Here is a 13,005-nt window from a genome sequence, read left to right as displayed (position 1 = left end):
ACACGGTCTCGAGGGCATTGCTCCCTCTCGCTTGCTTCAGCGGAGCTCTCACCGTGTTGCCGCACATCAAGCACGGCAAAGGGCATGCCAACCCTTCTTAGCTTCGGCAAGCGCCGGTACCGCCTTGAATAAGCGAGCCCTAACACGGCCAGCTGACGTTAACCTGAATGTCGGCTTTCGACGGCTCACCTTAGCGGCTGCCGTTTAGGAAGGTGAGAGTTTGGCTGGCCCGCTGGCGATAAGACCGGCTTCGGCGTCCTGGAGTAGTCGCACTTCGGCGATGGGGTCGAAAGTGCGGGAGAGGCTCGGTACCCTTGCAGCCACCGCCGCATGTGGCCCGGCGTCATAATTCGCGTCGCGGTTGCCAACGGCGGCGTTGGGCTCGATCCACGTGGCGTTGAGCCCGACAGCACGTAAAGCTGCATCGTGATTGAATGCCCTTTGCTGTTTCACGCCAAGCAGGAGTCGCGCGACGCTACCTTGCTCAAGCGCGAGCAGAGCGATCTGACGCCGTAGGAATATTGCTCGTCCCGCTTTTGCCGCCAGAGGCGGAAATCTTTCCTGAATGCCACCGCCGATCATCAATATCGACGAATCATATCCCGCTGCCCATTTGTTCGACTCCGAGGTCGGGCCAGCACTCCGTCAAGGGACGGTTGATGAACCCTAGATGCTCGGGATTGGCGCATGGCGCGCGCCGCAGAAGGCTGTCAAGGATGCGGCGCGCTCGCCAGGCCAGCAGCCCAAAGTTCGGATCAGCCAGCCCGCGCTGTCCAAGGCAGGCGTTCTGAACGAAAAGGCGTCGGTCTCGCGGTCCGTCCCAGTACACCGAAAAATCCTCGCCGATGGCGAGCTCATTGCCGATCTGTTCGAGGCGATCTGCGATCGGTTCTAGGAAACCCGGCAGCGGTTTCTCGTACCCGGTGGCCAGGATGACGATATCGGCGGTTACTTCTCCGATGTTGTCCAAGCCGCGTTGCAGCGTGAGCCTGTGCCCTGCTCCGGCATTGATGCAGCGCGACACGTTGCAACTTGGCCGCAATGTGATCTCGCATTGGTGTGGCTCGAGAAAGGCGTGGTGGTAGAGCGCCTGATAGACCGCGCGCAACTTGCTTTCTGAAATGCCCTCGGAGGCAAGCGCGAAACGCCGCAGGAACAGCTGTCGATGCACCTCGCTCATCGCAGCAAAACGATCCGAGAAGCATGGCGTGAACAGCCCGTTTGTGAACGCGTGGTCGTCGAAAGGCATCTCGCGCGTCAAGACCCATGTGATCGCCGCGGGCCGCCGTTCTTTCGGCCGGCCGACAAGGTGCAGTAGCAGCTCGGCTCCCGACTGTCCGCCGCCAACAACGCAGACATGCTTTTTTTGCACCTCAGGATTGATGTGGGCCAACTCAGATGAGTGGAACAGGTTGGGTCCAGTCCAGCCATGAAACTGAGGCGGAATTTGCGCCTGCTTGCCTATGTCGATGACGAGGTTTCTTGCATCAAGGACCGCGTTGTCCGTCCGCACGCGAAACTCGCCGTCAAAGCGGATTTCGCGAACGGCCTCGCCGCCACGGACAAGCGGATTCTTCTGGAACGCCCAGTTGAGATATTGGGCGAACTCGGCTCTAAGCACCCCGTGAAATTGCGCATTGAGGAAATTGTAAAGACGCCCGTTCTCGTGGAGGTAGTTTACGAATGTGTAGGCTGATCGCGGATTGACCAGAGTAACCAGATCCTGGAAGTGGCCGACCTGGAGCTCCGCGCAATCGAAAGCGCTGCCTGGATGTCCTCGGAAATCGACCTCCCGGTCCAGGAACAGTGCCCCTTGCGCAATCTCTTCCTGTATCTGACACGCAAGGCTCAAATTAGATGGTCCAGCACCCACACCAATACAAAAGAGGTCCACTTATCCTTACTCCTCTAGGAGTGTTTTCCAACTCAGCGGCATGTTGACGTCGATTGCCGGGCATTGAGCAATGCGAACCTCACAGGCATGCTTGAGCCGCGGTCCCGACTGAGAGGACAGCAAAAGCGTGTGCCGCCTTCCAGGTCTTGGGCTCAATGTCGGCGGCATCGACAGCGGCGCGGCGTGATCCGAACCCAAGAGCAGAAGGAAAGTGTGTGATGCTGTCGCGCGGCTCTTCCGGATCTTACGGCGGCTTCTAGCGCCGGCCTCCACCCCAGGAGTGGCTGTTTCCCTGCCACGACGGAAGCGGCTCTTTCTTTCGAGGGGCGTAACCATGGATAACGGCTCTTAATGCTTTCGGAGACTCCCATGCATGCGGCGTGCCGGATAAAGACCTGTCAAACCAACGAGTTCGCGCAGTTCCAGCTCGTCTGGAATCCGACATTGTCGCACGCCCGACGATCGGGCAGGGGAAGCTCCGCGGCAGCGGCCCTTGCACACCGCAGGCTGACAGGGACAGCCGCCGATTTGACGCGCGTCCGGGTACTGATAAGGGGCCTTCCAACAGGGTTCGCGCACGAGGCGGGGTCTCCTGGTACACCCGCCCTGTGGCTTGGCTGCGGTCTGCTGCAGCCGTTCGTCTTTACTGCCCGTTGCGGACGATCTCGCACGAGTTGGTTCACGAGAGCGTCGTGAAGCAGTCGAGGCGTCCGGTTTGGCTCTGACAAGCGTCGCAAGATGTTCGCGGATCCAGCCATGTCTCCGCAATCCGACCGGTAACCGACGACGACTTCGGACTGGTTGGCGGTCCTACGACCTGATCGGTGTTCCTACGGAGCTGATCAGCGAGCCAAAAACAGCGGCAATGTGGTCTTCCCAAAGCTCCAGCTCGGCGGACCGCCGAAAATCCGCTCACGCAGCCCACGGCTGCCATAAGCACCCATAACCATCATGTCAGCACAGATGTCGTTCGCGTGCTGGGTCAGCACTGTGCCCGCCGATTTGCCGGCGCTCTTAAGCAGGTCAACGGAGACCCGAGCACCGTGCCGAGTAAGATAGGCAGCGATGTCAGCTCCAGACTGCGCGCCTTTCCCGTTGTTTTGCGCCTTTGGATCGACCATAGCGACACAGACTTCCTTGGCAGCGGATAGGATACTAAGAGCTTCCCGAACCGCACGCGAGGCCTCTACACGCGAATCCCAGCCGACCAGCACGCGTCGAGGCGACAGCGTCGCCTTAACGCCCTTCGGCACGATGAGCACCGGCTTTCCGCTATCGAACAAGCAGCCGTTGACAACAGGAGGTCCGAGAGTCTCATCGTTGAGGAGGTCTCCTCCAACGATCGTCAGGTCAGCGCAGAGCGCCCGCTGTCGTGCCACTTCACCGAGGCTAGCCGGATCGCAATAGTCGGTGTCAACGTCACAGGAAAGCGACATAGCTTTCAGCCTTTTGAGGATATCCGCGGACCGTCTTTCCATTCTGGTCACGTCCTGTGAAAATTTCTCGATTTGCTGAAATCGATAGTTCGGTACTGCAATTGCCTGTGCACGTCCTGTATTCCATTCGGGGGGCGGAGACGACATCAAGAGCAATGGAGGCGGTATAATGAGTACCGATAGGTGCGCGCCGACCTCGGCACACAGTCCGGCAGCTGTTGTGAGGTCCTCATCAGAATGATCAGCACCCGTCACACTGAATATGCTTTTAAATTCCATTTGCCTGCTTCTCCTGGTCTTCGTTAGGAGCGCCTCAAAGCGGCAACACCGCTCTCAGGAGGAAGAGAGAGCGGCACCACGTTCGATCACCGATTTCAGTCGTCCGGCTTCTCGAGCGAGTAGCCGGCCGACCTGACGGTGCGAATGACGCTGCCGGGCAAGGCCGTTTTCAGCGCCCTCCTGATTCGGCTGATATGGACATCGACGGTGCGTGCACCGACATGAATGTTGGGCAGCCAGGCCGCCCCGATAAGCTCGTCCCGGCTGAAGACCTTGCCGGGGGCCTCAATCATAAGCCGCAGCACGTTGAAATCGATCCGTCCGAGATGGATGTCGTGGCCATTACCGCGAACCCGATGGGCATCGAGCTTCATCTCCAGGCCTCCACAACAAATCCAACTGTCGTTTTCAACCCCGTTCGGACCACGCTTGGTCAGCCCGAGCCTCGCCCGCAGGCAGTCGAGCAGCTTGGCCGGAGCCACCGGCCGCACAAAGCTCTCAACGCCTGCCTTCAAGAGATCGAGGTGCTGGTGCTCGGCGCCAGGCGCGATCAGGGCGATGATAGGCAGGTCGGTGGTGCGCGGTTCCCGCTTGAGGTGGGCGCAAATTGCGGACCCGTTTATGCTGGCTGGGTCGCAATCCAGCACTACGGCCTGAAGCTCCCGTTGTTCGGCCAAGGCCAGCGCAGCCTTCGCGCCGTCTGCCGTCTCACTGCTGAAACCGTCAACCTCCAGTATGTGGCTGTAGAGCAGATAGAACTCGGCATCTTGCGAGCAGATCAGGACCAGCGGCTTCTTCATCGGCGATACCCCAACAACCTGGTCGGCCTCGAGTCCCTGGATCGAGGGGACTGGCCAACATAGTTTCTCGGGTCCGTCATGATGGCCTTTCTCGAAAATCGCGCCCATCATGCCAGCGCCACGTGGGGAAAGGTTTCGATGACTGAAATCGCATCGTCGACCAGCTTCGTACCGGCCGTGGCGAGCTTCAGGAGCGTCTCGAAGCCAAACCGGTGGACATCGCGCAGCGTTTTGGACAAAACGACCAGCCGTCCGGTCGTGAAAAGCACCCGACCAAAACCCTCATGGCTCACCTGGATCATCGGCGATGCCATAAGGCCGCAGCGCTCCTCGATCGCAAGCCCGATGGCGGCGTAGTACTTGTCGAGCCTCCACAGCACGTCGGGATCGGGATCTCCGATGATTGGGATCCCTCGGCGCTGTTCCTTGGTAATGATGAAGTCGCCCAGCAGCTCAGCGTCCGCTTTGCGTTCCCACGAGCCATAGGAATCCTGAGAACGGATCAGCCGCACGAGGCATTTGACGAACGGGGTGCAAAGAGCCGCCTCGTCTTCGGCGACAGCTGGGGGGATTGCGGGGTCAGGCATTGGCGTCCTCCTCTTTTCAGTCCTCGTCCTCGAAGGACGGTTTCTTTTCGGCAATGCCCGCTCGCGCCAGCACCTTGCGCAGCCAAGGCGGAGGACACGTCCTGAGCATCATCTGCGTGCGCAAGAGCACCTGTGGGATCGATTGGGGCTCCGCCACTTTGATCGGGTGGATTTTTGCCGCGACAAGCTTGGCTGCCGAAGGGCCGCCAATTGCCAGACAAAACAGGATCTGACAGCCCTTGAGCGCATCCACCTTTGGCGTGATGCGATCATCGCGCTCGGCCCGATGCTCCCCGCTTTCATCGGACACGTCATCGAAGGCCACGGCTTCTACGAGATTCCATTCCTCGCGCGTCACGTCGTAGACAGCAAAGCGCCTGGCCGACCCGAAATGGGCGTTGAGGTCCTGCATGTCCTGAGTGGCGATCGCAACGCGCAATGCGCCCTTACGTCGTTCAGGCATCGGGGCGAAAACCTCACTACTGACCAGCGAGAGGCGGCGAACAGCGTTCATCGTGATATTTCTCGATTACGGAGTGGATCAAGCGCCTCAGGAGTGGGCGCGTGTTGGTTGGCCTGGAAGATGCTGGCGACCTCGAAGATCATGTCGCGGGTGCCCTGATAGAGAATTGCGAGCTTGTGCTGGCTGCCTAGTCGATCGAAGACCGGGAACCCGATGCGCATGAGCGGAATTCGGAGCCGCTCCGATGCTTGGCGCCCGTGCGAATGCGTGACAAGCAGGTCAGCACCGACGGCAAGACTTTCCAGATCGCCGAGATCGCCGATCTGAACCGAAACCGCCGGGACTTTCTCGAGAATTTTAGACCTGTCGGTCGTTGTGACGGCCGCGGCTATCTCGGAGCCGAGGCCAGCAAAGAAGGTCGCAAGTTGGAACAGCTGGTCTGGTTCGGCAGCGATGGCAATTTTCTTGCCGCCGAAATGGAAATGTCCGTCGAGCATCGCGTCCTGCAATTGCGCCCGGCGCCGGCGCACGCGGGCCGGTACCGCCGCGCCCGAAATCGCAGACAGCAGCGACACGAAGCGGTCCGTGTCCTGCAGCCCAGTCAGTGACTGGAACAACACGTAAGGCACGCCGGTCAACCCGTGCAGCGCTTTCGCCGGGCGGCGCATGTGCTCACCGATGGCGATGCATTGCATGGCCGTGCCCAACTCGCGAATGTCTTCGACGCTGGTGCCGCCGTATGTGGTCGCTACCCAGCGGTCAGGAACCGTACCGTCGAGCGAGCCTGAAATGTCGGGCAGAATAACCGGCTTGAGCCCAAAGCTTTCAACCATGTCACGCATATGCTCGATGTCGGCGACAGTGAGGTTGCATCCGGGCAGGATCGCGATCTTCTTCGGCTGCCGCGCACGTTCGCCCGAGCCTGTAATCCCTTTGATCATTGCGGTGACTGCCTTGGCCCAGCCCTCTTCGATCGCGCCGTCAAAATCCGGCGTGTTGGCCAGCACGACCTCCGTACCCGCAAGCTCTTGCGTGTGCTTCAGCTTGATGTTCGCAATATCACTCGCGCAATCTTCGCCACGCGTCTCCACCAGCGCGGTCGTGCACACCCCGATCAGCTTTGGCTTCGTGCGGTTCTTGAGGTTGAGGATGGCTTCTTCAAGATGGTCGGCAGCGCCGAGGATGGTCGCCACCTCATCCATCGCTGTTGTCTGCAATGGAATCGTTTCTTTGAAGTGCCGTACGAAGAGCACGAGCGCGAAGCTTGTGCATCCCTGGCTGCCGTGGAACAGCGGCATCGCGCCGTCGACCCCAAGAAAGGCAAAGGCGGCACCCAGCGGCTGCGACGACTTCAGCGGGTTCACCGCCGCGGATTTGGTCTGGGGAAGGATGCGGGCCATCGGTCGCCTCAACACTCGCTGAACTCGTGTGCCGTCGCGCCGGCGAATTCATCGAACAGGTGCCCGGACTCCTTCTTCGTGCATGGCAGTTCGTCTTTTAGATCAGGCTGGCAATCCCACGGGGCCGGCTGGCGCACCTGAGACCAGACCGGATTGTGAATGGCGAGGTCGATCTGGCGTACGAGTTCCACCATGCCGGCATAGCCGGCATAAGGGTGCTGGCGCTCCTGGTTGATATCGAGCCAGGGCGTCTTGGCCTTGAGCGCAATGAATTGCGTGCGACCGCCCGACAGCATGATATCGGCCCTGTGTTCAGAGAGCATGGCGTACAGCTCGCGCGCAGCCATGTATTCGAACATATGCTTGTCGTGCTTGAGAACTTGTTTGATGCGCTCCTTGTCCTGCACCGTAGATTTCTTGACCGAGGTGCCGACGATCTCGATTCCGATCTCCATCAGCGCACGGACAACCGACCAGGACTTCACACCGCCTGTGTTGAGCAGCACGCGCTTGCCTTGGAGCCTTTGCCGGTAGGATTCGAGTTTCTTCCACGCGATCGCCTCCTGCTGCGCGATCAGCGTCTCCGTGCGCTCGAGGATCTCCGGATCGGCGCCCTTCCTCACCAGCAGCCTGACAAGGTTGCGAAGAGCTTGCGATGTGTCGGAGATGCCATAGAAGGAGCCCTCGAAGAACGGGATGTCCCAGCGCTCCTCCATCTTGCGGGCAAGACTGATCAGCGCGGTCGAGCACACGATCATTGCCGCCCGGGCGCGGTGCGCGGAAGCAATGTCGCGGTAACGCGCATCGCCGGGAATGCAGGCGCGCACCCGGATGCCGAGCCGATCGAGGAGCGGCTTTACAAGCCAGAATTCGCCCGAGAGGTTGAATTCGCCAAGGATGTTGATGTCGTAGGGCCCGGGGTCGTCGGGTTCGACCGTGCCGATGACATGATCGAGCAACGCCTCGGCGGCGAGCTTGTTGCCGAGGTTCTTGGAGCCTGCCAGGCCAGGCGCATTGATCGGCACCACGGCCAAACCGAACTTTTCCGTGGCGCGTTTGCACACGGCCTCGATGTCGTCACCGATCAGCGCCGTTACGCAAGTTGAGTAGACGAAGATCGCCGGCGGCGCGTATGTGTGCTTGATCTCGCGGATCGCCTTGAAGAGTTTCCGCTCGCCCTGCCCCATCACCAGGTCGAGTTCGGTGAGGTCGGTCGTGAAGCTTGTCCGCCACAAGGTCGGCCCTGACGAAACCGCACCACGGTTGTCCCAAGAATTGCCCTCGCAGGCGAGCGGCGCATGGACCAGATGCGCAACGTCGGTGATCGGCTGCAGGACGATCTTGGCTCCGTCAAAGGCGCAGCCGCCGGCTGCCGCCCCTGGTGTCAGCGACTTCGAGCAGCCCTCCTTGCGCGCCTTGGCATCTTTGCCACGGTTCTTATCGCAGGCGGGCTCATCGAAGGCGTCCTTGATTTTGGCGCTGAGGGAGGACATCGCTCAGCCTCCCCAGTCCATTGGGCAAGGAATGGCCTCGGCGAAAAGCCGGCCACGGCTCTTAGCGCGTGAGGTCATAGGAATAATCCGTCACACCCGTCTCGCTCGTCTCGCGATCGAGTTTGTCGAAGATCTTGTCGAGGATCGTCGTCAGCACGCGCAACGCGCCCTGGTAGCCAAAGAGCGCAAAGCGGTGATGATGGTGCCGATCGAAGATCGGAAACATCAGCCGGATCAGCGGCGTTCCGGTGTCGCGCTCCAGGTACTTGCCGTAGGAATTGCCGATCAAAAGGTCCACCGGCTCGGTAAAGAGCAGCGAGCGCAGCGCCCACAGGTCCTTGCCCGCCCAAACCTGGGCAGCCTTGCCGAAAGGCGAGGATGCTAGCAGCTTCTTCAAATCGGCTTCCCATGCCGAGGTGCCATTGGTGGCGAGGCAATGGGTTGGCTCGCCGCCGGTCTCCATGACAAAGCGGGCCATTGCGTGAACGAAGTCGGGATCACCGTAGATGGCGTATTTCTTACCATGCAGCCAGGATTGGCTGTCCGCCATGGCGTCTACCAGTCGGCCGCGCTCGAGGCGAATTGCCTCGGGAATCTCCTTGCCGGAAATCGCCGCGACCTCCATCAGGAATTCGTCCGTCGCCTGAACGCCGAGCGGATAGTGGAACGAGGCCGTCGCCTGCCCGACCTCCTCGCAATAGCCCAGTGTCTTTCGGGTGTTGTGATGCTGCAGCGAAAGCGTTGCCTCGGCGTTGAGGGCCTTCTTCACCTCGTTGATCTTCGTGCCCCCGTCATACATGCGGTATTCACCGTCCGAAGGCGTATCGAACTGGTCAGAGGCATCCTGGATCAATGTATAGGACACGCCCATTACATCGAGCAGGCGCTTGAGCTCCCGGTTGTTGCCGACGCAGAAGCCGTCGAAGCCCGGAATGATGTTGATGGTTCCTTCGATTTGCGTACGCTCCTGACCTTTCCAGAAGTGCTCCAAAATGCCTTTGACCATGTTGTCATAGCCGTCGACATGACTGCCAACGAAGGCCGGGGTGTGGGCAAAGGGCACGTCGAAGTCGCGCGGGACTGAATCTTCGTCCTTGGCGTTCTGGATGAAGCTGTGCAGGTCGTCGCCAATGACCTCTGCCATACAGGTCGTCGACACGGCAATCATCTTGGGGTCGTAGAGCTGGTAGGTGTTGGCGAGCCCGTCGACCATGTTCTTCAGGCCGCCAAACACCGCCGCATCCTCGGTCATTGAGGAGGAGACCGCCGCGGCAGGCTCCTTGAAATGGCGCGACAGGTGCGAGCGGTAATAGGCGACGCAACCTTGGCTGCCGTGGACGAAGGACATGGTTCGCTCGAAGCCGGCGGCAGCGAATACCGCACCCAGCGGCTGGCAGGCCTTGGCCGGGTTCACGACAAGCGCTTTGCGGGCGAGGTTCTTTTCGCGGTATTCCCACGTCTGGGTGAAATCGCGCTGATCGGAAACGATTTCATCGGGGTGCGGACATTCGAAGTTTAGCTTCTTCTCAGCGAGCATCTTTCTGTATTCCGGCTCGCGGAACAGGGGAGCGTGATCGAGAATTTTTTCAGCCGACTGCGGCATGATGATTACCTCTTTTGCATCTGGCTGCGCGGGACGGCAGCTCAGGACGTCAAGACGTTCCAGGCTCCGGCGGATCAGAGGCCGCGGGAGTTCACCGTCTCAGTGGGAGACTGGGGCTGAAGCAAATGTTTATTCGGCAGCCATCGCCCGCTCATCGCCCCGGCTTCTTTTCCAAGGCGCGTGGAATAGGTCCCAGACCGGGTTGTTAATGGCGAGATCCACATCACGTGCGAAAATGGCAAAGCCGTCGTAGCCGTGATACGGGCCTGAATAATCCCAGGAATGCATCTGGCGGAACGGTATGCCCATCTTCTGCACCGGGTATTTTTCTTTGATTCCCGAGCCGACCAGATTTGGGCGAATCCCTTCGATGAATTTCTCCAACTCATAGCCGGTCACGTCATCGTAGATCAGCGTGCCGTTCTTCACGTAGTGGCCGGTGCGCTGATAGTCGTCGCTGTGGGCGAATTCATAGCCGGTGCCCACGATGACCATGCCGAGGTCCTCGTAGGCCGTGACGACGTGGCGGGGGCGCAGGCCGCCGACATAGAGCATCACGGTATTTCCTTCCAGGCGCGACAGGTACTTGGCGATGACCGCATCAACAAGCGGCCTGTACTTGGCAATGACCTTTTCGGTCTTCTCCTCGATTTCCGGCCCAAAATGCTTGGCTATGTTGCGCAGAGAGGCTTCGATCTGGGAGGGACCGAAGAAATTGTACTCCATCCAGGCGACGCCATACTTTTCCTCCATATGCCGACAGATGTAATTCATCGACCGGTAGCAGTGGATAAGATTGAGCTTAGCCTTCGGGGCGCGCTCGATCTCTGCGAGTGTGGCGTCACCCGACCAGTTGCCAACCACGCGCAGCCCTATCTCCTCAAGCAGTATGCGCGAGGCCCAGGCATCGCCGCCGATATTGTAGTCGCCGATGACGTTGACGTCGTAGGGGCCGGCCTCGAACTTGACATCCTTTTTGTCGAAGACCCAATCCCGGATTGCATCATTGGCGATGTGGTGGCCAAGCGACTGCGAGACGCCGCGGAAGCCCTCGCAGCGTACCGGCACGATCGTCTTGTCATACTCCTTGGTCTTTTTGCGAGAAACGGCCTCGGTGTCATCGCCAATCAGGCCGATAGGGCATTCGGACTGCACGGTGATGCCGTTGTTGAGCGGAAACAAGACTTCAATCTCGTCAATGATCTGTTCCAGCTTCTTGTCGCCGCCGAAGACGATGTCCTTCTCCTGGAAATCGGAGGTGAACTGCATTGTCCCGAACGTGTCGACGCCCGTTGTACCGACGTAGTAGTTGCGGCGCTGCGACCAAGAATATTGGCCGCAGCCGACCGGGCCGTGCGAGATATGGACCATATCCTTGACTGGCCCCCACACCACGCCTTTCGAACCAGCATATGCACAGCCGCGAATCGTCATCACCCCGGGAATGGACTTGATGTTCGATTTGACGTCGCATTCGGAAAGGACCTCGCTTTCCCCGCCAGCCTCGTTGCCGCTCTTTGCGACGTTGAGGTGCTTCTTGCGGCGCTTCGCCGCCTTGTCGGGATAATGCGACAGCACCTCTTCGATAAGCTTCGCATGAAGAGCACCGTCATTCTCGTATTCCCGGCTCATGAGTCCCCCTTTCAAGGTTGGGTGACGCCTCAAAGAATAGGCGCCGTTCTCTGCAAGGCGCGCCGATTCATGGCAGCGCTAATGTCACTACTGGGCCGCCGCCTTCGCCGCTTCCTTGGAGTGAAGCTCGGCAAGCATCTGCTCGTCGGTCTTCATGATGCCGAAGTCGAGCAGCATCTCCTCCAGCTCCTCCATGGTGATCGGCGTCGGGATCGTACCCTGGCCCGAATTGGCGTGGATCTTCTCGGCCAGAGCGCGGTATTCCCCTGCCTGCTTTGAGTCCGGCGCGTACTGGATCACCGACATCTTCCTGAGTTCGGCATGTTGGACGATGTTGTCGCGGGGCACGAAGTGGATGAGCTTGGAATTCAATCGGCCAGCCAGTGCTTCGGCCAGATCGAGTTCGCGGTCGGTTTGACGTTCATTGCAGATCAGCCCGCCCAGCCGCACACCGCCCGAATGGGCATATTTGAGGATGCCCTTGGCGATGTTGTTGGCGGCATAGAGCGCCATCATCTCGCCGGACATGACGATATAGATCTCCTGGGCCTTGCCTTCGCGGATCGGCATGGCGAAGCCGCCGCATACCACGTCGCCGAGGACGTCATAGGAGACATAATCGACATCGTCATAAGCGCCATTCTCCTCGAGGAAATTGATCGAGGTGATGACGCCGCGGCCGGCGCAACCGACACCCGGCTCGGGGCCGCCGGACTCCACGCACTTGATGCCTCTGTAGCCCACCTTGAGCACGTCCTGGAGTTCGAGGTCTTCCACCGAGCCTTCCTGTGCGGCGAGATCCAGGACGGTATCCTGAGCTTTCGAATTCAGGATCAAGCGTGTGGAATCGGCTTTGGGGTCGCATCCTACGATGAGGATTCTCTGCCCGAGGTCGACAAGGGCAGCGAGCGTATTTTGGGACGTGGTGGACTTGCCGATGCCGCCTTTTCCGTAAAAGGCGATCTGACGCAGACCTGACATAATAGCTTTCCTTCCTTCGTTCTAATTATCGCGACTGCCCGCGACACAAGTGCCGATAGGCAGCTCGTGCCGCCTCACACCAAGCATCGCAAAAAGCGTACCAGCGTGATCGGCCGATCCCAGAAGAAACTTTGTCATTAAATTCCAGCCGCTTAGACGGCGGCAAAACGCGCGAACGGGCCTTTCAGGCGTCTGTCACGGACACGACAAAGCCGACACAGATTGTCGTGCGCCATCCAAACCGCCGTGTGTCGAGCTCGAAGCGGGAGAATGGGGAAGTTAGCCCAAAGCTGATGGCGAGACCATCGGAAGACATCGGCTCTTGTCTTTCCAGCCTGCCATTGATCGGGCGGTCGCTGGATGAGCAGGAGCCTGGGGCTTGACCGCGGCGCGGGTAGTTCAGGCAGGCTTACAGAGCGGGAACGCCGGCGGCCGAT

General features: G+C 59.7%; 11 protein-coding genes. All 11 read right to left on the bottom strand.

Features of this window, described 5'->3' with window-relative positions:
* Positions 1–204 precede the first annotated feature (204 nt).
* Positions 205–582, bottom strand: coding sequence for a hypothetical protein (locus QAZ47_RS06185; protein WP_024505270.1), 378 nt, complete (start codon positions 580–582; stop codon positions 205–207).
* Positions 583–595: 13 nt separating this feature from the next.
* On the bottom strand, positions 596–1,894 hold the full coding sequence (locus QAZ47_RS06180; RefSeq protein WP_063169368.1) for a SidA/IucD/PvdA family monooxygenase: 1,299 nt from the start codon (positions 1,892–1,894) through the stop codon (positions 596–598).
* An 842-nt stretch (positions 1,895–2,736) separates the two neighbouring features.
* A complete protein-coding gene (locus tag QAZ47_RS06175) occupies positions 2,737–3,609 on the bottom strand; it encodes a universal stress protein (RefSeq protein WP_063169369.1) in 873 nt (290 codons plus the stop codon).
* Positions 3,610–3,704: 95 nt separating this feature from the next.
* Positions 3,705–4,409 carry a response regulator transcription factor gene (locus QAZ47_RS06170; protein ID WP_224571202.1) on the bottom strand — a complete coding sequence of 235 codons (705 nt, stop codon included), beginning with the start codon at positions 4,407–4,409 and terminating at the stop codon, positions 3,705–3,707.
* Positions 4,410–4,516: 107 nt separating this feature from the next.
* Positions 4,517–4,996, bottom strand: coding sequence for a NifX-associated nitrogen fixation protein (locus QAZ47_RS06165; RefSeq protein WP_024505267.1), 480 nt, complete (start codon positions 4,994–4,996; stop codon positions 4,517–4,519).
* Between the two features lie 16 nt (positions 4,997–5,012).
* Entirely contained in the window at positions 5,013–5,510 is a 498-nt protein-coding gene (gene nifX / locus QAZ47_RS06160) for a nitrogen fixation protein NifX (RefSeq protein WP_063169371.1), read from the bottom strand.
* Entirely contained in the window at positions 5,507–6,859 is a 1,353-nt protein-coding gene (nifN, locus tag QAZ47_RS06155) for a nitrogenase iron-molybdenum cofactor biosynthesis protein NifN (protein ID WP_024505265.1), read from the bottom strand. The genes nifX and nifN overlap by 4 nt, the downstream gene beginning before the upstream one ends.
* Positions 6,860–6,867: 8 nt before the next feature.
* Positions 6,868–8,352: a nitrogenase iron-molybdenum cofactor biosynthesis protein NifE gene (gene nifE / locus QAZ47_RS06150; RefSeq protein ID WP_024505264.1), complete on the bottom strand. Its 1,485-nt coding sequence runs from the start codon at positions 8,350–8,352 to the stop codon at positions 6,868–6,870.
* 61 nt (positions 8,353–8,413) lie between these two features.
* A complete protein-coding gene (gene nifK / locus QAZ47_RS06145; RefSeq protein ID WP_024505263.1) occupies positions 8,414–9,955 on the bottom strand; it encodes a nitrogenase molybdenum-iron protein subunit beta in 1,542 nt (513 codons plus the stop codon).
* A gap of 129 nt (positions 9,956–10,084) precedes the next feature.
* Positions 10,085–11,587, bottom strand: a complete 1,503-nt coding sequence (gene nifD / locus QAZ47_RS06140) for a nitrogenase molybdenum-iron protein alpha chain (RefSeq protein WP_024505262.1) — start codon at positions 11,585–11,587, stop codon at positions 10,085–10,087.
* Positions 11,588–11,674: 87 nt separating this feature from the next.
* A complete protein-coding gene (nifH, locus tag QAZ47_RS06135) occupies positions 11,675–12,568 on the bottom strand; it encodes a nitrogenase iron protein (protein WP_024505261.1) in 894 nt (297 codons plus the stop codon).
* Positions 12,569–13,005: the final 437 nt, after the last annotated feature.

This window comes from Mesorhizobium sp. WSM4904 (assembly GCF_029674545.1).
In the GTDB taxonomy this organism is placed as follows: Bacteria; Pseudomonadota; Alphaproteobacteria; order Rhizobiales; family Rhizobiaceae; genus Mesorhizobium.
Note: the sequence above shows the minus strand (reverse complement) of the source record. Positions and strands in the feature narration are given on the sequence as shown.